Annotated in this window: 26 protein-coding genes and 1 tRNA gene; 17 read left to right on the forward strand and 10 right to left on the reverse strand. The window is 66.0% G+C overall.

Going from position 1 to position 24,262, the window contains the following annotated elements; all coding sequences use genetic code 11:
- Positions 1-234 precede the first annotated feature (234 nt).
- Complete coding sequence (locus tag GGR04_RS13305; protein ID WP_183200389.1) at positions 235-1,242, reverse strand: CorA family divalent cation transporter; 1,008 nt, start codon at positions 1,240-1,242, stop codon at positions 235-237.
- A 107-nt stretch (positions 1,243-1,349) separates the two neighbouring features.
- Positions 1,350-2,261, reverse strand: coding sequence for a polyphosphate kinase 2 (ppk2, locus tag GGR04_RS13310; protein WP_183200626.1), 912 nt, complete (start codon positions 2,259-2,261; stop codon positions 1,350-1,352).
- A 259-nt stretch (positions 2,262-2,520) separates the two neighbouring features.
- On the opposite strand from ppk2, the gene GGR04_RS13315 reads away from it, so the two are divergent.
- Positions 2,521-2,709: a hypothetical protein gene (locus GGR04_RS13315; RefSeq protein WP_183200390.1), complete on the forward strand. Its 189-nt coding sequence runs from the start codon at positions 2,521-2,523 to the stop codon at positions 2,707-2,709.
- Positions 2,710-2,907: 198 nt separating this feature from the next.
- Here the strand turns inward: GGR04_RS13315 and GGR04_RS13320 are convergent, their stop codons facing one another.
- Positions 2,908-4,986, reverse strand: coding sequence for a HAMP domain-containing methyl-accepting chemotaxis protein (locus GGR04_RS13320; protein ID WP_183200391.1), 2,079 nt, complete (start codon positions 4,984-4,986; stop codon positions 2,908-2,910).
- A gap of 407 nt (positions 4,987-5,393) precedes the next feature.
- On the opposite strand from GGR04_RS13320, the gene GGR04_RS13325 reads away from it, so the two are divergent.
- The 5 genes from GGR04_RS13325 (at position 5,394) to GGR04_RS13345 (ending at position 7,839) form a co-directional block, all read left to right on the forward strand.
- The gene (locus tag GGR04_RS13325) at positions 5,394-5,873 is read left to right on the forward strand and encodes a hypothetical protein (protein ID WP_246393152.1); all 480 of its coding nucleotides are present in this window, start codon (positions 5,394-5,396) and stop codon (positions 5,871-5,873) included.
- Positions 5,864-6,268, forward strand: coding sequence for a hypothetical protein (locus GGR04_RS13330; protein WP_210291788.1), 405 nt, complete (start codon positions 5,864-5,866; stop codon positions 6,266-6,268). Before GGR04_RS13325 ends, GGR04_RS13330 begins: the two co-directional genes overlap by 10 nt.
- On the forward strand, positions 6,265-6,735 hold the full coding sequence (locus tag GGR04_RS13335) for a hypothetical protein (protein WP_246393153.1): 471 nt from the start codon (positions 6,265-6,267) through the stop codon (positions 6,733-6,735). Before GGR04_RS13330 ends, GGR04_RS13335 begins: the two co-directional genes overlap by 4 nt.
- 3 nt (positions 6,736-6,738) lie before the next feature.
- Positions 6,739-7,242, forward strand: coding sequence for a hypothetical protein (locus tag GGR04_RS13340; RefSeq protein WP_183200392.1), 504 nt, complete (start codon positions 6,739-6,741; stop codon positions 7,240-7,242).
- Positions 7,243-7,629: 387 nt separating this feature from the next.
- Positions 7,630-7,839, forward strand: a complete 210-nt coding sequence (locus GGR04_RS13345; RefSeq protein WP_183200393.1) for a hypothetical protein — start codon at positions 7,630-7,632, stop codon at positions 7,837-7,839.
- Between the two features lie 3 nt (positions 7,840-7,842).
- Here GGR04_RS13345 and GGR04_RS13350 read toward each other — a convergent pair whose 3' ends face one another.
- Positions 7,843-8,061 (reverse strand): hypothetical protein, encoded by a 219-nt coding sequence (locus GGR04_RS13350; RefSeq protein WP_183200394.1) that lies wholly within the window; start codon positions 8,059-8,061, stop codon positions 7,843-7,845.
- A gap of 276 nt (positions 8,062-8,337) precedes the next feature.
- Here GGR04_RS13350 and GGR04_RS13355 point away from each other — a divergent pair, with 276 nt between their 5' ends.
- The gene (locus GGR04_RS13355) at positions 8,338-8,610 is read left to right on the forward strand and encodes a hypothetical protein (protein ID WP_183200395.1); all 273 of its coding nucleotides are present in this window, start codon (positions 8,338-8,340) and stop codon (positions 8,608-8,610) included.
- 619 nt (positions 8,611-9,229) lie between these two features.
- Here the strand turns inward: GGR04_RS13355 and GGR04_RS13360 are convergent.
- Together GGR04_RS13360 and GGR04_RS13365 are read right to left on the reverse strand one after the other, a co-directional pair.
- Positions 9,230-10,012 carry a GGDEF domain-containing protein gene (locus GGR04_RS13360; RefSeq protein ID WP_183200396.1) on the reverse strand — a complete coding sequence of 261 codons (783 nt, stop codon included), beginning with the start codon at positions 10,010-10,012 and terminating at the stop codon, positions 9,230-9,232.
- 91 nt (positions 10,013-10,103) lie between these two features.
- Positions 10,104-11,621, reverse strand: a complete 1,518-nt coding sequence (locus GGR04_RS13365; RefSeq protein ID WP_183200397.1) for an EAL domain-containing protein — start codon at positions 11,619-11,621, stop codon at positions 10,104-10,106.
- A 504-nt stretch (positions 11,622-12,125) separates the two neighbouring features.
- Here GGR04_RS13365 and GGR04_RS13370 point away from each other — a divergent pair.
- From GGR04_RS13370 to GGR04_RS13380, 3 genes are all read left to right on the forward strand, one after another.
- A complete protein-coding gene (locus GGR04_RS13370) occupies positions 12,126-14,561 on the forward strand; it encodes a phage/plasmid primase, P4 family (protein ID WP_183200398.1) in 2,436 nt (811 codons plus the stop codon).
- 228 nt (positions 14,562-14,789) lie between these two features.
- On the forward strand, positions 14,790-15,140 hold the full coding sequence (locus GGR04_RS13375; RefSeq protein WP_183200399.1) for a hypothetical protein: 351 nt from the start codon (positions 14,790-14,792) through the stop codon (positions 15,138-15,140).
- On the forward strand, positions 15,133-16,908 hold the full coding sequence (locus tag GGR04_RS13380) for a phage terminase large subunit family protein (protein WP_183200400.1): 1,776 nt from the start codon (positions 15,133-15,135) through the stop codon (positions 16,906-16,908). Before GGR04_RS13375 ends, GGR04_RS13380 begins: the two co-directional genes overlap by 8 nt.
- A 48-nt stretch (positions 16,909-16,956) precedes the next feature.
- On the opposite strand, the gene GGR04_RS13385 is transcribed toward GGR04_RS13380, so the two are convergent.
- Together GGR04_RS13385 and GGR04_RS13390 are read right to left on the reverse strand one after the other, a co-directional pair.
- The gene (locus GGR04_RS13385; protein WP_183200401.1) at positions 16,957-17,163 is read right to left on the reverse strand and encodes a hypothetical protein; all 207 of its coding nucleotides are present in this window, start codon (positions 17,161-17,163) and stop codon (positions 16,957-16,959) included.
- Positions 17,164-17,279: 116 nt separating this feature from the next.
- Complete coding sequence (locus GGR04_RS13390; protein ID WP_183200402.1) at positions 17,280-17,510, reverse strand: hypothetical protein; 231 nt, start codon at positions 17,508-17,510, stop codon at positions 17,280-17,282.
- A gap of 224 nt (positions 17,511-17,734) precedes the next feature.
- Here GGR04_RS13390 and GGR04_RS13395 point away from each other — a divergent pair, with 224 nt between their 5' ends.
- The 7 genes from GGR04_RS13395 (at position 17,735) to GGR04_RS23710 (ending at position 22,657) form a co-directional block, all read left to right on the forward strand.
- Entirely contained in the window at positions 17,735-18,328 is a 594-nt protein-coding gene (locus GGR04_RS13395; RefSeq protein WP_183200403.1) for a hypothetical protein, read from the forward strand.
- Between the two features lie 4 nt (positions 18,329-18,332).
- Positions 18,333-19,748: a phage portal protein gene (locus GGR04_RS13400; protein ID WP_183200404.1), complete on the forward strand. Its 1,416-nt coding sequence runs from the start codon at positions 18,333-18,335 to the stop codon at positions 19,746-19,748.
- Between the two features lie 71 nt (positions 19,749-19,819).
- Positions 19,820-21,634 (forward strand): prohead protease/major capsid protein fusion protein, encoded by a 1,815-nt coding sequence (locus GGR04_RS13405; protein ID WP_183200405.1) that lies wholly within the window; start codon positions 19,820-19,822, stop codon positions 21,632-21,634.
- 2 nt (positions 21,635-21,636) lie between these two features.
- On the forward strand, positions 21,637-21,852 hold the full coding sequence (locus GGR04_RS13410) for a phage head-tail joining protein (protein ID WP_183200406.1): 216 nt from the start codon (positions 21,637-21,639) through the stop codon (positions 21,850-21,852).
- Between the two features lies 1 nt (position 21,853).
- The gene (locus GGR04_RS13415; RefSeq protein ID WP_183200407.1) at positions 21,854-22,027 is read left to right on the forward strand and encodes a hypothetical protein; all 174 of its coding nucleotides are present in this window, start codon (positions 21,854-21,856) and stop codon (positions 22,025-22,027) included.
- A gap of 3 nt (positions 22,028-22,030) precedes the next feature.
- Complete coding sequence (locus GGR04_RS13420) at positions 22,031-22,363, forward strand: DUF2190 family protein (RefSeq protein WP_183200408.1); 333 nt, start codon at positions 22,031-22,033, stop codon at positions 22,361-22,363.
- A 57-nt stretch (positions 22,364-22,420) separates the two neighbouring features.
- On the forward strand, positions 22,421-22,657 hold the full coding sequence (locus tag GGR04_RS23710) for a hypothetical protein (RefSeq protein ID WP_210291789.1): 237 nt from the start codon (positions 22,421-22,423) through the stop codon (positions 22,655-22,657).
- On the opposite strand, the gene GGR04_RS13425 is transcribed toward GGR04_RS23710, so the two are convergent.
- Together GGR04_RS13425 and GGR04_RS13430 are read right to left on the reverse strand one after the other, a co-directional pair.
- The gene (locus GGR04_RS13425) at positions 22,639-23,931 is read right to left on the reverse strand and encodes a DUF6538 domain-containing protein (protein ID WP_312857453.1); all 1,293 of its coding nucleotides are present in this window, start codon (positions 23,929-23,931) and stop codon (positions 22,639-22,641) included. The two genes, GGR04_RS23710 and GGR04_RS13425, sit on opposite strands and share 19 nt — an antisense overlap.
- A 134-nt stretch (positions 23,932-24,065) precedes the next feature.
- A tRNA-Ser gene (locus tag GGR04_RS13430) sits at positions 24,066-24,155 on the reverse strand.
- Between the last annotated feature and the right edge of the window lie 107 nt (positions 24,156-24,262).

A 24,262-nucleotide genomic window follows, 5' to 3' on the forward strand; every position in this document is an offset into this window, starting at 1 on the left:
AGCTGATCGCGCTCTTTCCGACCCAGCATCATGGCCTCCGGCAAACCATCGACAGAGGCAGTGAATCAGGTGACGCCCACTTCTTCAACAGCCCCGCTGTTCAGCTTTGCCAGGACGTGGCAGACGTCTTCTGCATCGTTTCCTCCCAGATTGATGCTTGAGACTCGCCCGCTCGGTCCTCCCCCGAGCGGGCTTTTTCTAGTCCGATAGAGGGAACGATGAGGGCGCCGTGTCTCACCGGTTCGACAGAAACCCTCGCCGGCGCAGCCAGACATAGATCGAGGCGGCCGACCCGAGCGCCGCGAAGCCTGCCAGCAGCGTGCCGTGCGGCGAGGCGTTCCAGGGCATGCCGCCGGTGTTCATGCCGAAGAAGCCGGTGACGAGAGTCGCGGGCAGGAGAAGCGCCGAGAGGATCGACAGGACGTAGAGATTGCGGTTGGTGCGCCGGGTCATCTCGAGGTCGATCTCCTCACGCAGCAGCCGCAGATCGGCCTGAACGGCCGAGACGTCGCCCTGCAGCGAGATCGCGCGCTGGCTGAGCTTCTCCACCACGGCGAGCAGCATCTCGCCGAGATCGGGGTCCTTCTCCAGCCGGCCGAGCACGGACCGCAGCCCGGAGACCTGCCGGTTGAGCTGCACCACCTCGCGGCGCGAGGCCGTCAACCCTTGCTGCTCGCGCTCCCAGTCGTTGGAGAGGAGACTGTCCTCGGCGGTGTGGACGGCCGCCGTCAGCGCCAGGGCGCGGCGCTCGGCGACTTCCAGCACCGCCGAGACGACGAGGTCCAGCGCCTCGGCCTCGTCGGCGGGCCGGGCCCCCGACCCGATCCGCCGACGAATGGTCTCGGCCGATCGCAGCGGATGGTGGCGCGCGGTGATCACGAACCCGGCCCCGACGACGATCGACAGCGGACCGATGCGGGAGGTCTCGTCCGTGCCGAAATCCACCTCGTAGTCGTGGAGGACGCAGGCGAGCGTGCCCTCCTCGATCAAGGCCTGCTGGTGGCGGTCGGAGGAGAGCAGCAGCTCGCGAACCCCTTCCGGGATCGCGGCCTGCGCCTCGATCCAGCGCCGGCTCCCCTGGTTGGCGAGGTTGAGATGCAGCCATCGCAGCGGCGGCGCGCCGGTGCGATGGCTCGGGTCCAGCACCGCCTCGGCGACGGCCCGCGCGTCGTGCCCCTCGAAATCGAACCCCCAGACGAGGTCGGCACGCAGCGAAGCGAAGGGGGTCGGCGAAGCGGTCATGGCGGCGGATCGATGCAAGGCAGGCGGCAAGGCCGCGGGAAGACACGCGACGGGAAACACGCCACGCGGACCGGCGGGTCGCCGCATTCGCGCGGCGCTCCCCCCCGTCAGTAGCGGTTGGGCACGATCATCTCGGCGGGAACGGGATGGCGCTCGTAGTCGGCGTGCCGCACCCGGCCCGGCAGCGTCACGAGCGGCTTCTCGACCTCGCCATAGGGGATCTGGTCGAGGAGATGGCGGATGCAGTTGAGCCGTGCCTTCTTCTTGTCCACGGCCTCCACCACCCACCAGGGCGCCTCGGGAATGTGGGTACGCTCGAGCATGGCCTCCTTGGCGCGGGTGTAGTCCTCCCAGCGCCGCCGGCTCTCGACGTCCATCGGCGACAGCTTCCACTGCTTCAGGGGATCGTGGATGCGCATGTTGAAGCGGAACTCCTGCTCCTCGTCGGTGATCGAGAACCAGTACTTGATCAGCACCACGCCGGAGCGCACGAGCATCCGCTCGAACTCGGGAACGGAGCGGAAGAACTCCTCGACCTCGGTCTCGCTGCAGAAGCCCATCACCCGCTCGACACCGGCTCGGTTGTACCAGGAGCGGTCGAACAGCACCATTTCGCCGCCCGCCGGCAGATGCGGCACGTAGCGCTGGAAATACCATTGGCTGCGCTCGCGCTCGGAGGGCGCGGGCAGCGCGACGACGCGGCAGACGCGCGGATTGAGGCGCTGCGTGATGCGCTTGATGGCGCCGCCCTTGCCCGCGGAATCGCGGCCCTCGAAGAGCACGACGACCTTCAGCTTCTGCGCCTGCACCCAGTCCTGCAGCCGCACGAGTTCGCGTTGCAGGCGGAACAGCTCGCGGAAATAGACGCCCCTCTCGATGTCGGCACCCGTCGGCGGCTGGTTCGCGCCGAAGAGCATGCGGTCCAGCCGCTCCTCGTCCATCGCGACCTCGAACTCCTCGTCGAAACTGTCGGCGAGATCGCTGCGGATGCGGTCGTAGTCGACGGCGAGGCGCGCCATGCTGTCTTCGTTCATCGGGTCTCTCCGCAAGGGTTTCACACGACCGTGACAAGGTTTTTTATCGATGGTGTGACGGTTTGCGGGAACGGCGAAAAGAAGCGCCCGTCGCCCCGTCCGCAACAGGCAACGGCCACGGCTGGCACGGCCGGCGACGTGCTGGAACGCGGAAGGCAGGCGCCGGACCTCGCGCGTTTTCCGTGTTCCGCGCGAACGGCGTGCTACAGGGTCTCATTCGCGGCGACAGGAAGGACGACACGACATGATGGACGGCGAAGAGGTCTATCGCACCCGCCTGGCGGACGCGCTCGCGGCGGCCGAGCGCGAGACGCTCGTCCACGCCCGGCAGCGGCACCTGACGGCGGCCGCCGCGTGGCAAGTGCTTCTCGATCTCGAGATCGAGCGCAAGGACGAGAACATGCGGTCGGACAAGCCGCCGACGAAGGCATGACGCCCGGCCTCCGGGCCTTGCGGGTCCGACGGGCCGTCTGGCGACGCTTGGATCGTCATGGAAGCTCGCCGGTTCGGCGAGCGACGCTCATCGGATAGGGCATGACGGGAGGACGCGGCGCTTCGACGACGCGCCCTCGACGTCAATCGGCCACCGCGGCGGTTGCCCGGCTCTCGCCGACGAGCCGACCCCGCCCGTTCAGGCGCTCATCTTCTGGAAGCCGTCGTCGCCGAGCGACAGATCGAAGCCCGTGCCGGCGCCCTGGTCGCGCACGATCGCTGCCGTCGCCGGACGGCTCGGGGCGACATGCGTCTCGCGGAAGGCTTCGACCTTGGCCTGAAGAGCGCGGATCGAGGCCTGCCGGCCGCCGGACGCTGCATCCCTCACGGGCTGCTGCGCCAGCTTGAAGAAGGAGGCGCTCTCCTCCAGCCGGCCCGCCTCGGCCGAAAGCTGCGCGGCGGTCGCCGACATTTCGTTGGCGGCGCCCGAGTTCGACTGCGTCACCTGGTCGAGCTGCTGGATCGCCTGGTTGATCTGGTCGATGCCCACCGACTGCTCGCGGCACGCCGCGGAAATCTCGGACACGAGCTCGGCCGTGCGCTGGATGTCGGGCACGAGCGCATCGAGCATCTGACCGGCTTCCTCGGAGGTGAGAAGCGTCTGCGAGGCGAGTGTCCCGATGTCGCGCGCGGCATCCTGCGAACGCTCGGCGAGCTTGCGAACCTCGGAGGCGACGACCGCGAAGCCCTTGCCATGGCTCCCGGCGCGCGCCGCCTCGATCGCCGCGTTCAGCGCCAGGAGGTCTGTCTGGCGGGCGATCTCCTGGATCACCGAGATCCTCTCGGCGATGGTGCGCATCGCCAGCACGGACGCCGTGACCGCGGCGCCCGTCTTCTGCGCGTTGGTCGAGGCCTGCGCCGCGATCTTCTCGGTGGTGGAGGCATTGTCGGCGTTCTGGCGCACGTTCGCCGACATCTGCTCGATCGCGGCGGACGCCTCCTCGGAGGCCGCGGCCTGTTCCGTCGAGCCCGACGACAGGCGCTCGGCGGTGGTGGCCGACTGCGTGGAGCCGGACGCCACCTGCGAGGCCGACCGCGCCACCTCCGACGCGACGTCCGACAGCTTGGTGCTCATGGCGTTCATCGAGCGCAGGAGATCGCCGATCTCGTCCTGCGTCGTCACGTCGACATGCTGCGAGACGTCGCCCGCGCCGATGTCGTCGGCCAGCTTCACCGCCTTGCGCAGCCCGCGCGAGATCGAAAGCGACATCCACGCCGCGGCGCCGGCGCCGAGCACCAGCCCGCCCAGAACGAGGGCCAGCAGGATGTTGCGGGTCGTCAGGTAGCTCTCCTGCGTCTCGACGATCATCCGATCGGCGACGCCGGTCTCGCTCGCGATCAAAGCGCGGGTCTGCGCGATGATTGCAAGAATCTGCGGACGAACGTCCGAGATGATTCGCTCCACGGCCTTGGCGTCGGTGTTGGCCTGGGCGAGCGCGAAGATCTCGTCGGCGGCCGATTTGAGGCGCGTCCATTCCGACGTCATCTGCCCGGCGACGGCCGCGTAGGGCGTCGAAGCCGCATTGGTGCCGAGGATGTCGAAGCTCTTCGCCAGCTTGCCCAGCATTTCGGAATAGGGGCCCTTCAGCGCCTCCAGCTGACTCTGGTCGTCCTCGGCAATGCCGTTGGAGATCTGCAGGGCGAAGGTCGGCAGGTTTCCGCGCAGATCGCTGACGGCGTCGCGCAAGGGGCCGGTGGCACCCTCCTTCGACAGGCCGTCGCGCAGCGCCGTGAGCTCGGCCTGGACCTGATGCAGAAGCGGTATGAACTGCGAGCGGTTCAGCTCGCTCGCCCGCACGTTCCCGTTCTTCTGCAGAAGGTCCATCACGCCGTCCACCGCCGGCACGTAGGCCTTCCACGCGTCGATGACGGTGCCCGCCTCGGCGACCGAGGCCGTGTCCTCGGGCGGGATCCCGCTCCGATAGGTTCCAAGGAGATCGATCGTCGCCTTGATCTGCGTTTCGATGGACTGCCGCAACTCGGCCTTCTTGCCGTCGTCGTGAATGTAGGTCATCGCGTTGAGCGATCGCCCGACCGCCTCGGTCGACGCCCAGACCTCGCCCAGCCGCTTCGACTGCGCGAAGGGCTGCACCGTGAAGGCCGTCATCGTTTTGTTGGCATGCTCGAGACTGGAGACGCCGTAATAACCGGCCGTCGCCAGGAGCACGAGCACGGACGCGAACGAGGTCGCCAGTTTGGTCTTGATGGAAATGCGCATCGACGGCCCCCGGAAGTGTTAAGGCGCTAAGCTCACATGAATGTGTTGATGTCGGATGAGCAGGTGTCTCACGATCCCAAAAAATTTTACCCGAGGCGGAACCAATTCCCGCCGGGCCCGATCGCCGTCGCTTCGAGGTAGGGTGGCTCCCCTCGCGGGTTCCGGCGCCCCTGAGCGATCGGTAGAGGTGGGGAAAGATGAGACGCAGCGGCAAGCGCCTTACGCGGGCATCGTGCCGCTCGTCCTCGCATAGACGCTCCATCCTCGCGGGATCTGGCGCCGTTTCTCTCGCCAACGATCGATTGATAGCTAAGAATGACAGTTCGCATTCCATGCCATTCAGACAGGCTTGCACACGTTTGGAGCGCAAATAATACTCATCGGTTTATTTTTTGGGCCCCAAGTCGATGTCGAAGATCAAGTCCACCTTTCTCCTCACGACGGTCCTGGCGGGCGGCTGGCTGCCCTCTCCGGCGGGAGCCGCGACCAACAGCGTGACGTTCACGGGAACGGTCACCACCACCTGCGCGATCGCCATCGTCAACGGGACGGGAACGCTGGCTCCGAACGGCGCGCTGAGCAACATGAGCTCGAAGAACCCGGGCGGCGTCCCGGCAACGGTAGAGATCACCACGACGGGCGGGGTGCGGGTCAGCCTGGACGCAGTGTCCTCGGCGACCGTCCCTTCCGCCGACCTCAGCAGCACCGTGTGGACGCCGACCTATTCGATGCTCGGCGCTCAGAGCGTCGCGGAAACCGGCACGGCCACGCTGATGACGGGATCGGGCACCCGCAGCATGAACGTACACCTGACCGGCACCAAGGCGGGCGCGGACACGTTCATGGGAGGCACCTATGCGGCGACGGTCACCGTGCGATGCGAATAGCCGGCCTCGTCCTCGGGCTCGCCGCGCCCGCCCTCGTCTGCGCCTTCGCCGGCGCTGCCGAAGCCCAGTCGATGACGCCGATGCGCGGCGAGGTGCGGAGCCTCAGCGACTCCTTCGCGGTCCGCGTCTTCCCGGCAAACCCCTACGGCAAGCCCATCCGCGTCGAGATCCACGTCTACGATCAGGACTTCGTGGCGATCGAGGATGCGCGGATCTCCGTTGCCACGTTGATGCTGTCCGCGAACGCCTCGCGTCCGGTGATCGTCGCCATTCCCTTCGCCGGCCGTCGGGAACGCAAGGTCCGCATCTGCGCCGAAAGCATCCCCTTCCCCAACACTCAAGCACAAGTCAGAGCGCAGATATGTGGCAAGTTCCTGGGAAAACGCGCCTTTTGATCGGTCTCGGCCTCGGCCTCGCGCTCGCCCCGATCGCATCCGCTCACGGCGAAGACATCTACTACCTGAACCAGAGCCAGAGCGGTTTCAATCTGCCGGGCGTCTCGCTTCCGCAGGGACAGGACGAGGTTCGCGCGGCCGATGGCACGACTTGCCGCTCCGCCGTCGGCGGCTCCGGGGCCTATCTCGACGTCGGCGCGATCAACGGATCCAACAACCGCAATGGCGACGTCGCCACCTACGGGCGCGTCGTCATTCCGCTCGGTGGCGGCAGCAAGCGCATGAACTGCACCGAACTCTACGATCTCGAGATCGCGCGGCTGCGGGCGGAGCTCAAGCTCCTGCAGATGGGCGTTTCCAACGGCCCTTCGGCGGTCGCCGTCGCCTCGCCCGGCAACGGCGAGCCAGCACCGGACGCAGCCTGGGCGAACACGGGCTGGTCGGATGCCAAGACGAAGAGGAACTAGGCGGTGACCGCCTTTCCGCTTCGCCGGGCGTGCGCCGCCGCGCTGGGCTGGTGGTGGCTGCTGACCGGACCGGCCTCGGCGCTCGTGGACGTGCGCATCGGCACCTGCACGATCATCGTCTCCGCGCCGGGCGTCCTCACGGCGTCGGCGGACCTCAAGACGCTGTCGACCGTCAATCCCGGAGGAAGCCCGGGCCGCGTCCAGATATCGACGCTGATCAACGGCTCGTTTCCGCACGCGACATGCAGCCTGGTCGTCCAGCTGAACTGCTTCCGCGTGTCGGTGGTGCAACCCAGCCATTTCTCGGTCTATCCCACGACCGGAAACGACGCCGTCGCCTTCACCGGCATCTGGCGGCCGCAGGGCGGATCGTCGCTGCTCGACGTCCTGTCGGCCATCATTCTCAATGGCAACCAGTCGCTCGACCTGCACCTCACCGCGACCAAGACCAGCGGCACGTTTGCCGCCGGCACGTATCGGGCGGAGCAGACCGTTCGCTGCGAGTAGCGCGGATCGATGCGTTCGACGCGAACCGAAGACCGTCGCCGGACGATGAAAGCCGGCCGGCGGCCGCATTCTGCTTCGAGACGCCGCGCCGGCCGCACCGGTCTCCACGACGACGAACGCGGTGACATGACGTTCGCCGGGGCTTCAACGACAACGCCCTCGCAGGACCGCCGGTGCCGGCAGGTGACCCGCGGCATCGACCTGCCCGGTCGTGCACCCGGGTTGCGCCAGCGGTATCGAGGCGATGCGCAGCGGCGGCAGCCTCCCAAGAACTGGTAGGGTTGCAGGGGTTAACGTCGTCCAGCCTACAAAATGATCGGCTCCCTCGTGGATCGAAGCCTTGCCCGTCACATTGCCCCTCTGCGTTTCCGCCGGAGTGGACCCGACATGACCAAACTCGACCGCATCGACCTGCTGACCCTGGCGCTCGAGCTCCGGCTTGCGGCACGCCTCGGCATCCCGGCTCTCGCGGCGGAGCAGACGCGGCTGACGCCGGCTCTGCTTCTCGAAGCCGCCCACGCGCTGGAAAGCGCCTCCCGACTGGCACCGCCCCCGAGCGGGACGGTGGTGCCCCTGCCGAGGCTGAATCGTGCCTGAAACCTAATGTTCGACATGCGTGACGTCGACCACCGTCGCATCGTCGTTCGCATCGACCCGTGAGACGCTGATCTCGTCGTGGTCGATGCCTCTGGCGCTTCCCGCCGCCTTGGCCTGCACGCGGGCATCCTCCGGACTGTCGGCCGTGACGCGGCCTGTCTCGATCACGTCCTTTTCGCCGGTGTTGCCGGTGAGGAGATACTTGACGTCGAAATCGGGCATGAGCATCGCTTTCTGCTGCGTGGATCAGGAGAGATACCGCGCGGCGATGCGGCGACCACATGCAATTGGGCAGGCAAGACCGGGTGTGGACGACGGCCCGGCCGCCGAACCCGGGCCGCTCGATCCCGCGGAGGCCGCCCACGGAGCTCGTCGCATCGGGACCGGTCGAAGCGGGGTCGCCCGTGATGCGAAGCTCTGCGTCGACGCGCTCGCCCCGGAAGCGGAACCATCCCGCCCTCGTCTCCCTTGCTCGCGAGACCAGCAAGGAGAGCGATGATGGCAGACCGCAACGAGACGACACCCGCAACGGAGAAGCCTCTGGTTCGCGACGACGGATCGAAGGTCGCGACGGAGGGAAGCCCCTCGGGTGAGACGGAAACCGAGAAGGTTCGGCGCGAGGAGAGCAGGCTCCCCAACCGGGGCGTGTCTCCCGATTACACCGACCCCGTCGATGAAGACGGGATCGCCGTCATCGACGAGTCCCCAGCGGGCGAACACGGCGATCCGTCCTTGCCGGGCACTTCAAGGGGAACGACGACGATCCGGTAAGCGGCGGCCGATTGACCGATCGAGACATCGGGAACAAGCGCCTCGGCCCCGAAGAGTGAGCCGCCCCACCTCCTGCGGACGCCACGTCATGAAAGAAGGACGTCCTTGCCGGGGGAGAACCGGCAAGCACGTCTCGGAAGGGCCAGCGATGGCGGGAAAAATCGTGCCGCCCGCTCACCGCGGTCGCCGAGAGGACCGGCCGCCGCGAAGTTCTGGAATTCGTCGGCGCACCGATTGGGGGGCGAGGGTCGGAATCTCGGAGCGAGACATGCCGAGATCGGCGACTTCGCGCGGGGAGGGACAGTTCATCTCGGCGGCCGCGTTGCGATACCGGCACCATCTGGACGGATCGAGCGAGGCTCGTTGAAATCTGCCCTTGTCCGCTATCGGCGACGCGCATGGCACCCTTAAGGGGATAGCGTAGAGGACACGGCGCCCAAAACGAAAAAGCCGCCTGGGATCGCTCCCGGCGGCTTCGCGTCTCTTGCGAGACCTACGGCCTCTTCGTCTCGGCGCGCCAGTACATCCGTGGTCGGCCGAGGCAGAAGACCTCTGCGTGCATCGATCCATGATCGAGATGCATCGCACTCGACGTAATTGGGTGGGTCGGGCCGACGTTTCAAGATCCAGAGGGAATCGGCAAGGGGAAGACGTTGCCGCCGGCTTCGCGATCCGCGTTGACGCTCCTGTTTCGCCCCTGGTGCTTGGCCTCGTAGAGCGCCCGGTCCGCTCGCCGGTAGGCGTCCAGCACATCGCCTCTGCCGATATGCGCCAGTCCGATGCTGGCGGTCACCTTCAGGCCGGGCGGCAGCGGCTCGCCTCCCATGCGGGCGAGATCGCGGCGTAGACGATCCGCCGTTCCGAGGGCGGACTGCGGGTCCAGCCCGTTCAGCGCGACCGCGAACTCCTCTCCCCCGACGCGGCCGACCAGATGCGTGGCGCCCAGCCCCTGTTGCAGCACGCGTCCCACTTCGGCGATCACGTAGTCGCCGACGAGATGCCCGTGAGCGTCGTTGATGCGCTTGAAATGGTCGATGTCGAGCACGCCGAGCGTCAGATCGCTGCCGCCCGCCTTCGCCTTGTCGAGAGCGGCAAAGAACCCGCCACGGTTCATCAGCCCCGTCTGCAGATCGGTATGGGCGAGGGCCTCGAACCGCTCCTTGAGCTGAAACAGCCGGAGGTTCGCGCGGGCGAGAAACCCGAGAAAGAGCAGCGACATGAAGGCCGCGATGAGGGTGGTCTGGATGAAGGACGGGCAGAGCCGATCCGGCTGGGTGTAGAGGTTGACCACCGCGTCGATGCCGTCCGTCACCAGGACGATGCCAAGTGTAGCGGCCACGACCTTCGTCCACATCTCGCGGCGCGTGCGGATCACGCTCAAGGAGCTCAGGAGGTGCGGCATGGCGGACTTTCGTGACATCGTTGAAGGCGTGTCCGCTCGACCGGCGACGAGGCGTCCAATCGGGATCGGCTGAGTCGGCGGGCCGCGAGCGTCACCCCGTCCGGCGGATCGGCTCGGCCGGCTCCACGAAGAAGAGCGAGAACGATCCGGCCGTCATCGGCTTGCCGAAGAGATACCCCTGCCCTTCCGGCAGGCGGCCGCGAAGGTAGTCGGCCTGGGCTTTCGTCTCGATGCCTTCGGCGATCACCGCCAGATCGCAGCCCTCCGCCATCCGGATGACGGCATCGACGATGGCCTGATCCTTCCGGTTGGTCTCGATCTCGCGCACGAAGGAACGATCGATCTTCAGCCGTGTGACGTCCAACTGCTTGAGCATGGTCAGCGAGGCGTAGCCCGTGCCGAAATCGTCGAAGGCGATGCCGACCCCCATCGCTCGAAGTCGCTTCAGGTGGCTCGCCGTGGTGCGCTCGCTCTGCAGCACGACGTTCTCGGTCACCTCCAGCTCCAGCGCATGCGCGGGCAGCCCGGCGATGCGCTCCTCGCTGCGCAGACGCTCGCGCTGGTCGCGAAAGGCGATGATGGCCTGCGGGCGACCGCCGAGCCGCACCTCGCTGCGCAGCACGCGGACGGGGAGCAGCTTGCCCGCCGGCGTCACCACGTCCGCATCGGCCTCCTCCCGCTCCGGCAACGCCAGCAGGTCCCGTCCGGGCACGAGCGATCGAAGCGAGCGGCCGACGAACTCTGCGGGCGCCATGCCACAGAGGGTGGCCAGACTGTCGTTGACGGTGAGGATCCGATCCCCGTCGCAGATCGCCAGCCCTTCGAGCGCGAGATTGGCGAGTTCGCCGAGACGCAGACGTTCGCGGCGAAGCACGGCCTTGGCATGAAGGGTCAGGCGCAAGCCGATGACGGCGACGCAGAGCAGGCCGAAGCAGATGATGGCGACCGCGGGCGCGAGGACGTCGGGAGAGACGGCGGACGACGGAAGCTCGATGCGCGGGTCGAACTCGAGCTGAAGCGCCGCCATGCCGCCGAGGTGCAGCACCGCGATCGACAGGAGGAGGAGCGGTGCGCCGGCAGCGCGCATCGAACGGTTCCGCACGCCCGACACGGCGAGCGACAGGCCGAACAGCGGAAGTCCGACGAGAAGGGACATTGCGACGAGTTCATGATTCCACTGCGCGACGCCACGCACCACGTAGGCGGCCTGGCCGACATAGTGCAGCAGCGCCACGCCGGTGCCGATGACGACGCCGCCCGCAAAGCGGCGCGAGGCGTCGCGGCGCCCGACGACCACGAGCAGGCCGGCGCCGATGCCGGCTACGGCGAGCAGAAGCGACAGCGCCGTCATCCACGGGTCGAACCCGGACTGCATTCCCGGTTGGAACGCCAGAAGGGCGACCATGTGGGTCGCCCAGGCCGTGCATCCGGCGGCGACGATGCCGACCGCCGCCCACCGCCTGCGGGCGGTCCCGTCGACCCGGCCCGCATGGCGGGCGACGGACGACGATCCATAGACCCCAAGGGCGCAGACCAGCGCCGCCAGCGCCGCCAGCGCCAAGAGCGCCGGATCATGCGATGATTGAAGGCAAGTCAGGATCGCGTTCATAAGTCCCCCATTCGACTTTAGGGGACGAGACGTTAATTCGGCGTCAGATCATCGTGCGGCATTTGTTGTCGAGCCCAAACGATTGCGAGCGAAGGGCGGCGAACGACGACGGCGACAGGTCGTCGATGCTTGAGGACGTTGCCGTCTGACAAGCCATCAACCAAGAGTTCCCATCAACTCGCGAACGGGTTCGTCAAGTCGTCGCAGGTGACAGCCGCGGAGGGATGTGGAGACGGTTGTGAGCACGACAAACATCGTAGCGCCAGAATCAAAGGTCGGATCGCTAAAATGGCGGAGAGGCTAAAATGGCGGAGAGGATGAGCACCAGACCAATACTGAAAGCCAATTAAATCAGTCACTTAGATTCATATTGCGTCGCAATTTGTGTAGCGAATTGTATAGCAAGCAGCGAGTCCCGCCATAGGCTAGTTTGGAATCAAAACGCCGTCCCGAGTGCGAATCGGGACGGCGCAATTTCTGGATCAAGCAGTGGGCGGACACCCAATGACACAACACATTAACCTCAAAACGGTTCACGCGGCAATTGACCCGCTTGCACTGTATCTATCGGCGTTCGCTACGGGGGGTCTTGATACGCTCATGGCGAGCGTCGCGGTAATCTACGACCCGGATATCGAAGCCCTTCTGGGCGGCGGTCCCTCGCCTTTAGATCGCCCCCTCAATGTGACGTTCTTCCCGAAACAGTCTGCGCAACAGAAGCGCGAGCGGCTGCTTTCGCTTCGTGACCTCGCGTCGATCATCATGGAGACCAACGCCTCGGGCGACACGGACGAACAAGCGAAGACCGAGCTTCCCTGGTTGAAGCTGGCGCGGTTCGGAAATCGGAAGACGGACAAAGGTGCGCTCAGGTCCAATATGAACGTAGAGGCCATCTCGGGCGTCGAGATTGACTATGACGGTGGCGAACTATCGATTGAAGACGCTTGCCGTATGCTGGAGGCCGCTCGCGTTTCCGCCCTCGCGTATGAGACGGCTACAAGCCGGCCAGAGAAGCACAAGTGGCGAGTGCTTTGCCCCCTTTCGCAGGAGTTGCCGGGGTCCGAGCGCGAGCGTTTGGTCCGCCGCCTCAACGGCTTGTTCGCTGGCAAGATCGACCAAGGGGCGAGCTTCACGCTGTCGCAGGCGTTTTACTACGGCGGCATCCAAGGCCGCCGCCCCGACGTCGCTTTCGCAGATGGCCGGTTCCTCGACCTCGCCGACGACCTCGACGCGCGAGCTTTGGAGAAGGTTCGTCCGACTTCAACCGGCAAGAGCACGTCGGGAAAGGTCGACGAACGCGCATTGCTCGACGCGATCACGGCCGGCGAGGACTATCACGGTTCCACCATCACCCTGGCAGGCTATTGGGCGACCAAGGGCGTTGGATTTGTGGACGCATTCGCGAAGCTCCAGAAGGCTTTTGATGAGGTTCCGAAAGCCCAGCGGGATGGTCGATGGTCGACCCGCCGTGGGGATATCCAAGGCGTTCTCGCGCACGTCTACGGAAAGGAGTCGGCAAAGGACTTGCCGGAACCGATCGACGTGGACACCGCGTTTGATTCCGAGCCCGAGGGCGAGAAGACCGTCGCCGGTTTCGCCCTCGACCACGATGGCGTCATCCGAGCCTTCACGAAGCGGTATCGTGGCAAGCTAAAATTCGATCACGACGCCGGCTCGTGGTTCCGGTTCGACGGTTCGCATTGGCAGGCCGAAAAGACCAAGCTCGCGCATCACTTCGCTCGGAAGACCTCGACCGAGATGGCGCGCGCCAATCCGAAGGACGGCGCGGTGAAGGCGCTCAAGTCGGTCCCAACCTGGGAGGCTATCGAACGTGGTGCGCGGACGGATCGCAATTTTGCGGTGACGGCGGACACGTGGGATTGCGACCTCATGCTCCTGGGTACGCCCGGCGGGACCGTCGATCTTCGCACTGGCGAACTGCGCCCGGCTGATCCCGCCGACCATATCAGCAAGGTCACGGCAGTCGCGCCGATCCCGCTGGCCAACTTCGTGCCCGAGCGGGATTGCCCCATGTGGCTCCGCTTTCTCGACCACGCCCTGGCGGGGGACGCGGCCACTATCCGGCTCTTGCAGCAATGGGGCGGCTATAGCCTGACGGGTGACACGAAGGAACAGAAGCTCGTCTTCGCTTACGGTCCTGGCGGTGCTGGCAAGGGGACGGCCATCAACACCATTGGTGATATCATGGGCGACTATGCCGTGAACGTGCCGATGGAAACCCTCACTGTGTCGAAGCACGACGCGCATCCGACCGAGCTCGCCCGCCTTCGCGGTGCCCGCATGGCCCGTGCGTCCGAGACCGAGAAGGGGCGCGCATGGGCCGAGAACCGGATCAAGGTGCTGACGGGGCAGGACACCATCACCGCGCGGTTCATGCTGAAGGACTTCTTCGAGTTCAAACCGCAGTTCAAGCTTACGATCTTCGGTAACAACGCACCGAGCCTTAAGGATGTGGACGCGGCGATCCGTCGTCGCTTCATCATCATGCCGTTCAACAACCCGCCGGCCGAACGCGACCTCGACCTTCCAGAGAAGCTGAAAGCCGAGTGGCCGGCTATCCTGTCGTGGCTGATCGCTGGTTGCCTCGACTGGAAGGCCAACGAGTTGATCCGGCCTTCCGTCGTTAACGCCGCGACCGAGGCGTACTTCTCGGAACAGGACGTGTTCGGGCAATGGCTGGAGGAGTGCTGCGAGGTCGGTCCGTCGTTCGTCGCGAAGGCGGACGACCTTTGGCAGTCTTGGCAAGGGTACGCCATGCGGTTCGGCGAAGACCCCGGAAGCAAGAAGCGGACTTTTCCCGAGCACCTTTCGCAGCGCGGATTTGAGGCTTTGAGGAACACGGCCGGTATCCGGGGGGCTGGACGGCGGGGGGTTCGGTTGCTTGAGGAGGCGTTCGACGAGGATGACCAGATCGGATAACGTGTTGTTTTCGCTCAATGTGAGACAAGTGGGAAGACTGTTCCCGTTACCCCCTATCGCGCGCGGGTGTGTGTGTAAGACCCGAGCGGGAGCACTTGTCCCACTTGTCTCAACTCCCGGTCTGACCTTGCTCCCGGGCCTTCGGGTCCCTCCGGGTGGGGTGCCTACGGGGGGAGCGCGGAGCCGCGTGACGTCCCCCCATGCAGAAAATCAGAATCGAGTAACCCGATGACGCCGACGTTTGCGCCTGACATTGAAGCCCTGCTTGGTGGGACGCCGCTGCCGCCCCCTAAAAAGGGACCCAAGCTTACCTTGCGGAAGACGGACGAACTGAACGACGCTCGCGCTCGCGCTGCGAACGCAACGGCTGCCAAAGCCGAGATGCAAACCGCCAAACTGGCGGGCGAGCTTCTGGAGGTCGCGGCGGTACGTGCTGCCTGGACTGATACGGCCCACGCGATCCGTGCCGGGATGCTCGCGATCCCCGGCCGGCTGACCGGCCAAGGCGTAGATGCCGCGACGGTCCGTTTGGTGGACGCAGAAGTCCGCGCCGCGCTGGAGGCGTTGTCCGATGGCTGACATGCTTGCTGCGCTCCGGCGCGAAGCTCTCCAGGCGCTCCGGCCGCCCCGCAAGCTTGCCCTTTCGGACTGGTGCGAAGCGAACGTCGTGTTGCCCGCCAGCCTTTCCAGCCAACCGGGCCGGATGCGCCTCTGGCCCCATCAGCGCGCCATCGCCGACTCGATCGGCGACCCGACGGTGGAGCGCGTGTCCGTGCTTAAATCCGTCCGCGTCGGCTACTCACAATTGCTGACGGCCGCCATCGGCCACTATGCCGCGAATGATCCGGCTTCCGTCCTGGTCGTGTTGCCGGCCGATGCGGACTCGCGAACGATGATGACCTCGAATATCGAGCCCGTCTTCGCCGAATCCCCCGCGCTCCGGTCCGTCATCTCGACCGATCCGAAGGGCCGCGACATTATGCTGGAGCGCCGCTTCCCCGGTGGCTCCCTCGCGCTTGTGTCCGCACGCTCGCCCCGCAACCTTCGAGGCCGGACGGCGCGCGTGCTGTTCCTCGACGAAGTGGATGCTTTCGAGGTTGACGTGAAGGGCGAGGGCGACCCGGTGATGCTCGCCGAACGCCGTACCCTGTCCTACGGCGACCGCAAGATTGTCATGGGCTCGACGCCCGTAGACGAGGCTACGTCCCGCATCTGCCGCGCCTACGCCGCGAGCGACGGCCGGGTCTATGAGGTCCCGTGCCCGTCGTGCGGCACGTTCACGGAACTGACGTGGCGCATGATCGAATGGGAGGCCGACAAGCCTGCGACCGCCGCTTTCCGATGCCCGCATTGCGACGACCTCGTGCCCGAGACCGAGAAGCCGCGCATGGTGGCGGGCGGTCACTGGCGCGCGACCCGTCCCGAGGTCGTCGGGCACCACGGCTACCGCTTGAATGCGCTCGTCTCGCTCCTGCCGAACGCGGCTTGGGGGAAGCTCGCCGCCGAGTTCGTGGTCGCAAAGCGCAGCCCGGAAACCCTCAAGACGTTCGTCAACACGCTCCTGGGCGAGCCCTGGCGTGACGAGGGCGACGAGATCGACAGTGGGGCGTTGGCGAGCCGTGCCGAGCCGTTCGGGCTCGACGCCATTCCCGCCGAGGTCCTGGTCGTGACCGCTGGGCTCGACGTGCAAGACGACCGGGTGGAGATCACGACGGCGGGCTGGACGAAGGACGGCGACGCGCTCGTGCTCGCCCATGAGGTTGTGTGGGGTTCACCGCTGCGAGACGACACCTGGGCGGAAGTGGACGACCTCCTACGCCGCTCCTGGCGGCATCCTGGCGGCGGCCTGCTTCGGGTAGACGCGGCGATCGTGGACTCGGGCTCTGGCGGGCACACCGATGCGGTCTATGGGTTCTGCAAGCCCCGCACAGGCCGGCGCGTATTCGCGGGCAAGGGCGTCGCAGGATTCAGCCGCAAGGCCGTCGAGCCGAGCAAGGCGCGTGACATTCGGTTGATGCTGGTGGGCGTGGACGCAATCAAGAATGAACTGGTGAACCGCCTTGCGGCCGGCCGCACCATCCGCTTCGCCGGCGACCTCACTGAAACTTGGTTCGAACAGTTGGCCGGCGAGCGTCGGATCGTGCGTCATGTGCGCGGTCATCCGGTCCGAGCTTTCGAGCGTATTCCGGGCCGGCGGGTGGAGGCCCTGGATTGCCTCGTCTACGCCTTTGCCGCGCGACGGCTCGTATCGCTCGACTTGGAGCGGCGGGAAGAGGAGATAGCGACACCCATCCTGCCATCCCGCAGGCCGTCCGTGGTGCGTTCGGCATGGCTGGAGGGGCGATGATACCCTCCAGCAACGGTCGCGCTCTGGCGGGGCTCCTACGCAGTCCGTCTAGTCGGACTTGCCGCGCTCCATCTCTAAAGAAGCCAGAGCAAGAATCGTTTCGAGAAGATGCCAGTTGAATTTACTGTTATCACTCGCTGCTAGTCGAACCTGCGAAATGCAATTATCCATATCGCGCGTTCTTACTAAATCGTCGATGATAGCGATACCTGCCGCCCGTCCGTTTTCTTCTGCTTCGCGAAGGAGGTCGCTCAATTTACTTAGTCCCAATTGTTTTCACGGCCTATCCGCAAACCCGGATTCAGAGTGCAAAACGCTAAACGCCGGAGCAAGTGTCCCGGCGCTAAAACTCTCGCGTCTGTGGTTATTGGTTAACCGCCGACCGGGCTGAACGGATTCGTGATCGTGCGATCCGACGTTCGGCCGTCCCACAGCCACGCGGTCATATCCGCCGGCACCATGAGGTTGCGACTGCGCATCTCGGCTCGCACGAGCTTGAGCGTCAGGGAAATGGGCCAGCCAAGCGCGACGCCTTCATGAAGCATCTGCTGTCCATCGTACTTCATCTGCGCAAGCGCGGCGAGGTTCTCGCTGGGCGACATGACGACTCCTGGTGCTTGTTTTGGAAGAGAAGCCCCGGCGGCGGCCGAGGACGAGTCAAACCGCCGCCGAGGCTGTTCGGGGGCGTTCGTCAATCCCCGGATGCCCGGCACGAACTCTGGAAGAAAGAGCCGGACGCACGGCATATGCCACGTATGGACTCGCGTGTCTAGACTCACGGTTTAGGACGTGGCATAGGGGGCCTCTACTCTGGATCGAGGACGCTATGCCTTTTACCCTAACCGAAGCCGCCGCGATCATCGCCCGCCTCTACCAACGGCCGGCCGACGATATCCTGGGGCTTGCCCGGCGCTTGAAGAACTTCGAGGCTCGCGGGCGTATCGAGGCCCTACCCGAGCGGGGCCCGCGTGATGCGGCACTTTTGGATGAGTCCGAACTGCCCCTGTGCGTCGTGCTTTCCGCAGCCTGTGACGCGGGCTTCGACGGTGACGCGCTGCGCGCTATCGAGAACGCCTGCTACCATCCGTTCGATTGGACTTTCACGACGCTTCGCCCCGATCGCCTCAAGCAAAACGGCGTGTTTGTCTTCCATGGGGGGTCGGCCCTCGAAACCGCCTACGATGGCGTCTTGTGTGACGAGCCGTGGGTGTTGCGCCTCGTGCTGATGCGCGATGAGTGCGGTCGGCCGATGGTTGAAGCCCGAATTGAGCCCGATGAGGGGGAGGCCGCCGTGGCCGTTCGGGTCCTGACGGCTCGTCTGGCGAGTGAAGGTCGCACGCTTGAGGCCATCACTCGAATGCCCCTCAACACGATGCTCTTAGGTCTCGCCTACGAGATTCGGGCTTCCCAGGAGGCTTGATCCGATGCCCGTCCGCCTCCCGTCTTTCCTGGGCTTCCTCAACCGCGCCGATCGTCGTGGTGCTGTTCGTCGCTTCGAGGCGGCGGGCGGTGGACGGCGTTGGGGCGGCACACCGCACTTCGGGCGGACCTCGACGGAAGTGGCGGCGGCAACGGCAACGGTCCGCTCCCGAGCGCGCCATGCCGCCGCGAACCATCCCTATATCGCAAACGGCGTCGCGGCTCTTGTGACTGGCCTCGTGGGAACAGGGATCACACCGACTTCGCAGCACGCCGACGCCGACACACGCGACCGTCTCGCTACGCTGTTTGACGCCTGGAACGCAGACGCCGACCATGATGAGCGCACGGACGGCTACGGCCTCCAGGCGGCGGCCATGCAAGCCATGGTCGTGGATGGCGAGGCCTTCGTGCTCATGCGTCACGGGGACGACGACCGTCTCAAGCTGCAATTGCTGCCGGCCGAACTCTGCGACGAGTCCCTGACCCGCACCACTGCGCACGGCTACATCGTCAACGGCGTCGAGTTCGATGCGGAGGGCCGGCGCATCGCCTATTGGCTGCTGCCGCACCGACCGACCGACGCCTTCGCCGGCAACGCGGCCCCCGCCCAGCGCGTCGCGGCCGAAGACGTGATCCATCTGTTTCGCCCGCTCGGCGCGGGACAGGTGCGCGGCCTCTCATGGCTTGCCCCCGTGTTGCTCACTGCCTCCGAGTTCGACAAGCTCGCCGACGCACTGGTGATGAACGCGCAAGTCCAGGCCATGTTTGTTGGTCTGGTGACCGACGTGAATGGGACCGCCGGCGGGAGCATGTTCGACGGCGACCAAGCGGGCAACGTGCTGGAGACCGGCCTACAACCGGGCACCCTGCAATTCCTCCCCTCTGGCTATGACGTGCGCTGGAGCACGCCACAGGCTGCCAACCAAGCCGTCGAGACGGCCCGGCTGACCCTGGAGGCCATCGCTGCCGGGCTGGGCGTGCCGGCGCACCTTCTGTCGGGCGACCTCCGGCAGGCGAACTATTCGTCCCTTCGCGCGGCGCTCGTCAGCTTTCGGCAACGCCTGGAGGCCGTCCAGTTCCACACGATCATCCCCCAGCTATGCCGTCCCGTGTGGGAACGGTTCGTTTCGACCGCCGTGCTGTTGGACGACCTCGACCTGGACGACCCCCGCGAGGGCTTCGCCTGCGAATGGCTGCCGCCAGCCCAGCCGTGGGTGGACCCGGTGAAGGATGCGCAGGCCACCCGCGAAATGATGGCGGCCGGCCTCATGTCGCGGCGGCAGGCCGTGGCCGCGCTGGGGTACTCCATCGAGCGGCTGGACGCCGAGATCGCGGCCGACCGCGCGCGTGAAGCCCGACTCGGTCTCACCTTCGCCGCGCCGGCCGGACCTACCAACCCCGAGGAGCCCGCCGAATGAGCCAAGGCCCACGCCCACGAAAGCACGAACGCGCGCAAAACGCTCCCACGCCCCGCCGCAAGCGGGACAACGTGACGATCGAGGACGGCGCGATCACCGACCGCTCGATGGAGGCCGCGCCCATGTTGCGGCGCTCGGCGGTCGCCTTGGGTGAGTTCGACGCGAAGGGCTACTTCATCCGAGCCCTTGTCGCCACGGACCATCCGGTGCGCCGGCAGGACGCGCGGGGCATGTTCCTGGAGGTCCTGGACCCGGCCGGCGCGGTGCTGACCGACGACCTCGACGTGCCGTTCCTGGACGCTCACAACCAACGATCCGCGCGCGCCACCATCGGCCGTGCCTACGACTTCGCCCGCGAGCCGGACGGCATCGCCGCCTCGCTCCGATTCTCGCTCGCCGCCGATGTAACGCCTCTCGTAGAGCGCGTGAAGGACGGCAGCTTGCGGGCTTTCTCCATCGGCTATCGCGTCCTTGAGTGGCGCGAGTCGAAGTCGGCGACGGGCGAGCGCGTCCGCACCGCAACCCGCTGGACGGTCCAGGAAGTCTCCCTCGTGCCGATCCCGGCCGACCCCAACGCCCGCAAAAGGAATGCTGCAATGGACGAAGAACTCGACACCCTCGACGTGATGCCGGAGGCGGACCAGAACGCCATCCGTGCCATCGGCGAGAACCTGGACCTCCCGCCCAGCGCGGCCGAAGAACAGATCACGGCCGGCGCGAGCGTCGCCGATGCTCGCCTCGCGCTGCGCACCCGTGCGCTGGAGGGGATGCGGGCGCGGTCAGCCTCGACGCATATCCGCATCCAGAACGCCGGTCCGTCCCCAGACGAGACCCGTGCGGCCCGTGTGGAGGCTCTGGCCTGCCGCATGAACGGTGCGACACCCAGCGACGCCGCTCGCCCGTTCATGGGCCTGCGTCTCCTCGACCACGCTTCGGACTCGCTCGCCGCCGCCGGAATCTCGACGCGCGGCATGGCCGCCGACGACGTGTTCGTGCGCGCTGGCACCCACACCACGAGCGACTTCCCGATCCTGGTCTCCAACGCAATGGGGAAGGTCGCGCAGGAAGCCTACAAGGCTGCCGAGTCCCCACTGCGCCTCCTGTGCAAGCAGCGCAACCTCTCCAACTTCAAGACCTCGACGGCGGTGCGGCTGGGCGAGCTTGGCCGGCTGGAGCCGCTGTCGGAGTCGGGCGAGTTCCGGCACACGACCCGCGCCGAGAACGGCGAGACCATGAGCCTGGAGACCTACGGCCGCGCCATCAACGTGAGCCGCAAGCTCCTGATTGACGACGACCTCAACTTGCTGGGCGACATGAACGCCGCCTTCGGCGAGGCCGCCGCGCAGACGGAAGCCGACATTCTCTTCGAAACGGTGACGAGCAACCCGAAGCTGTCGGACGCCAAGACCGTGTTTCACGCCACGCGCGGGAACATCGGAATCGTGTCGACAGCCTCCGGGGGCAACCCGTCCATCAGTGTGGCCGCGCTGAACGAGGCTCGCCGCGCCATGCGGGGCCGCAAGGGCCTGGACGGGCGGACTCTCATTTCGGCGACTCCGAAGTACCTCCTGGTCGGGCCGGAGCGGGAGACGGAAGCCGAAGCAATGCTCGCCGAACTGTCGGCCTCGACCATCGCCGAAGTGAACCCGTTCGCCGGCAAGCTCCAGCTTCTCGTGGAGCCCCGTATCGAGGATGGCCGCTGGTACGTCTTCGCGGACCCGGCTCGCCTGCCGTGCCTCCAGTTCGGCTACCTCGCGTCGGCCCCCGGCGTCCAGATTCAGCGTGCGGAAGCCTGGGACGTGTTGGGCGCGAAGTTCCGCGCTTGGCTCGACTTCGGGGCTGCCTGGCTTGATTGGCGCGGCGCGCAACTCAACGCGGGGGCCTGACGGTGGCAACCCTCGCCGATCTTGCGCGCTGGAGGGACGAGCTTATCGAAGCCCGTCTTTCCGGCGTTCGGGAGGTCCAGGACCAGAACAACGAGCGTATCCGCTATGGGACCGACGCCGAGATGGCGGCAGCCATCCGGGCCGCCGACCGCATGATCGCCGACGCTTCCCGCCGGCCGGCCTCCACCATTCGCTTCGCAACCTCGAAAGGTCTCTGACATGACGCAGACTCACTACGTCGCCGTCCGCCCCATCGTCGTGGCGATCGGCGACACTCTGGTGGATGCCTTGCCGGGCGACGTGTTCCCGGCTTCCGCCCTGACCGAGGACGACGCCGACGACTACCTCTGGGCCGGCTGGATCAAGCCCGCCCCCAACCAGAAAAGGCATTGAGCCATGAAGAACTACGTCCAGAAGGGCGAGAACATCACCGTTCCCGCACCCGCCGTCGTCCTGTCCGGCGCTCCCGTGCTGATTGGCAAACTGTTCGGCATTGCGGCTGGCGACGCGCTGCAGGGCGAGCCCCTCGACCTCGTGACGACCGGCGTCTTCACCCTGCCGAAGGTCTCCACGCAGCCCCTCGCGATCGGGGACAAACTTTACTTCGACACTGCCGCCGGCCTCGTCACGACGACGGCCAGCGGCAATAGCTACATCGGCGTCGCCGTGAAGCCGGCCGCCAACCCGTCTGGCGCGGCGGAAGTCCGCCTCAACGGCTTCGTCGCCTAGCCCATCCCGGTAACAATGCAGCACGGACCAAAGGAGTCCCGACATTGAGGACACCCCATGTCTTTGGTCGTGGACCGACGCACTTGCATCCAGCGGTTCGACACAGCCTCCAGTGCGCCTCTCACGTTCCACGAACTCCAGACGATGCGATCTGCGGTCGCTGGCCTGATCGCCAGCGACCCGACCTATCTCCCGATTTTCGAGCGCCTGGACGCCTTGGCCGCTGCGCACGAAGCATCCGACCCCGTCGCCCGAGCCCGCGCGCTGGTCGCCGCTCAAAAGGCGATGGCCTGAATCACTTTCTGCTTGTGCTCCAGAGTTGCACCCTTTCCGTACCGCTCCCTGTTCAGCGTGTGGCCGAAAAGGTCGCGCCGGATGCGCTCGTCAACGCCGGCCGCGAGGAGGCGATCCTCAAACGAATGCCGAAGGCTGTAGAGCACATGCGCGGGCGACTCCATGAGACCGTTTTCCCGCAAGAACTTGTTCACCGTGTCGGATACCTTGTCCTTGAAACGGTAGGTCGGGAAGCCCTTCGGGCACTCTCTCATCGCCTCCAGGCTCACCCCGACGAGCGGCATGACGCGACGCGACGAAGCGTTCTTCAACTGCCGGCCATCCGCTTCGATCGAGATATGCGGAACGGCATGGCCGAGTCGGATATGCTCGGGCATGAGCCCGGCAAGCTCGCTGGGTCGGCATCCTGTATTCACCATCGCCAGGAGGAGGCATCGCGCTTCCAGATTGAGCCCGTCGAGCGCGCCGGGGGCGAGAAGCCGCGTCTTGATCCACTTATCGGAGAAAGGCGGTCGCTCGGCTTTCTCGCCTTCCTTGAACATGAGGTCGGACAGCGGCAGGGCGAGCCCGAGGCGCTTGAGCTTGTTCACCGTCTTCCATGTGTCGGCGAGATGGGTGAAATCCTTATTGGCGCTGCCGGGCGTCAGCCCTTCCTTCGCGAGTCGCTTGCTCCACCATCCGCGAAAATCGATCATGTCGTCGGCGGTGATGGCGGCAAGCTCCCTGTCGCCGACCACCTTCACGAAGTTGTCGGTCGCCTTGATCCGGGGATTCCTCCAACGGCGGATTTGATCCTCGCTCTTGCCGATGGTGCGATCGGCGGCGAGGTCCCAAAACAATTCGAGCGCGCGGCTGACGGTGATGCCCGGCACGGTCGCGCCGCCAAGGACTGCTCGCGCCTCCAGCAAGTCGACCTTGCCGTTCGGCTTCATCACCGTGCGCACGCGCTCCAGGAACTCGGCTTCGGGCAGCTTGGCGACCTGGGCGACCGGGAGGTAGCGGAAGCCGCGACGATCGGCGAGTTGCCGCGCTGCCTCGAATCGGCGTTCGGCGTCTTCCGTGTCACCCGCCAGTCGAGCTTCCCACGCCTCCACCATCTGCGACCACGAGGCTTCGGCCTTCTGGCGAGCATGGGATTCGGAGTCGGTGCGGAGGCTGATCCAGATCACCTTCCGCTCCTCGACGCGTGCGAACCGCTCGGGGACGCGACGGCGGAGATGGAAAGTGTCCCCGCGCCGTACAAGCCTCACTACCTTCATCGCGACCATCCACATGCGCTTGCTTGTGCAGCACTCTGTGACGCGAAATGTGCAGCAAAACCAGCCCATCTGCGGCGTAGGCGCGCCGAGGAGCAGCAGTTTTACGCCATGAATACAGCGGGTTATGGCAAATTAACTATGCTGTCAAATGGCGGAGAGGATGGGATTCGAACCCACGATACCCTCTCGGGTATACTCCCTTAGCAGGGGAGCGCCTTCGACCACTCGGCCACCTCTCCGGTCACCGTCGAGTATCGGAAGCGCCGGGCGAGTTCAAGGGGCGAGGGCAGAAATGCGACGGACGGTTCGGTCGTCCCAGCGATAGCTGGCCGGCCGCATCCGTTCG

The sequence above is a fragment of the Aureimonas pseudogalii genome, assembly GCF_014196835.1.
GTDB lineage: Bacteria > Pseudomonadota > Alphaproteobacteria > Rhizobiales > Rhizobiaceae > Aureimonas > Aureimonas pseudogalii.

Coding starts and splice junctions, on each gene's coding strand:
- GGR04_RS13305 (WP_183200389.1), bottom strand. CDS start 1,242: ATGACCGCTTCGCCGACCCCCTTCGCTTCGCTGCGTGCCGACCTCGTC.
- ppk2 (WP_183200626.1), bottom strand. CDS start 2,261: ATGGCGCGCCTCGCCGTCGACTACGACCGCATCCGCAGCGATCTCGCC.
- GGR04_RS13315 (WP_183200390.1), top strand. CDS start 2,521: ATGATGGACGGCGAAGAGGTCTATCGCACCCGCCTGGCGGACGCGCTC.
- GGR04_RS13320 (WP_183200391.1), bottom strand. CDS start 4,986: ATGCGCATTTCCATCAAGACCAAACTGGCGACCTCGTTCGCGTCCGTG.
- GGR04_RS13325 (WP_246393152.1), top strand. CDS start 5,394: ATGTCGAAGATCAAGTCCACCTTTCTCCTCACGACGGTCCTGGCGGGC.
- GGR04_RS13330 (WP_210291788.1), top strand. CDS start 5,864: ATGCGAATAGCCGGCCTCGTCCTCGGGCTCGCCGCGCCCGCCCTCGTC.
- GGR04_RS13345 (WP_183200393.1), top strand. CDS start 7,630: ATGACCAAACTCGACCGCATCGACCTGCTGACCCTGGCGCTCGAGCTC.
- GGR04_RS13350 (WP_183200394.1), bottom strand. CDS start 8,061: ATGCCCGATTTCGACGTCAAGTATCTCCTCACCGGCAACACCGGCGAA.
- GGR04_RS13355 (WP_183200395.1), top strand. CDS start 8,338: ATGGCAGACCGCAACGAGACGACACCCGCAACGGAGAAGCCTCTGGTT.
- GGR04_RS13360 (WP_183200396.1), bottom strand. CDS start 10,012: ATGCCGCACCTCCTGAGCTCCTTGAGCGTGATCCGCACGCGCCGCGAG.
- GGR04_RS13365 (WP_183200397.1), bottom strand. CDS start 11,621: ATGAACGCGATCCTGACTTGCCTTCAATCATCGCATGATCCGGCGCTC.
- GGR04_RS13370 (WP_183200398.1), top strand. CDS start 12,126: ATGACACAACACATTAACCTCAAAACGGTTCACGCGGCAATTGACCCG.
- GGR04_RS13375 (WP_183200399.1), top strand. CDS start 14,790: ATGACGCCGACGTTTGCGCCTGACATTGAAGCCCTGCTTGGTGGGACG.
- GGR04_RS13380 (WP_183200400.1), top strand. CDS start 15,133: ATGGCTGACATGCTTGCTGCGCTCCGGCGCGAAGCTCTCCAGGCGCTC.
- GGR04_RS13390 (WP_183200402.1), bottom strand. CDS start 17,510: ATGTCGCCCAGCGAGAACCTCGCCGCGCTTGCGCAGATGAAGTACGAT.
- GGR04_RS13395 (WP_183200403.1), top strand. CDS start 17,735: ATGCCTTTTACCCTAACCGAAGCCGCCGCGATCATCGCCCGCCTCTAC.
- GGR04_RS13400 (WP_183200404.1), top strand. CDS start 18,333: ATGCCCGTCCGCCTCCCGTCTTTCCTGGGCTTCCTCAACCGCGCCGAT.
- GGR04_RS13415 (WP_183200407.1), top strand. CDS start 21,854: ATGACGCAGACTCACTACGTCGCCGTCCGCCCCATCGTCGTGGCGATC.
- GGR04_RS13420 (WP_183200408.1), top strand. CDS start 22,031: ATGAAGAACTACGTCCAGAAGGGCGAGAACATCACCGTTCCCGCACCC.
- GGR04_RS23710 (WP_210291789.1), top strand. CDS start 22,421: ATGTCTTTGGTCGTGGACCGACGCACTTGCATCCAGCGGTTCGACACA.
- GGR04_RS13425 (WP_312857453.1), bottom strand. CDS start 23,931: ATGTGGATGGTCGCGATGAAGGTAGTGAGGCTTGTACGGCGCGGGGAC.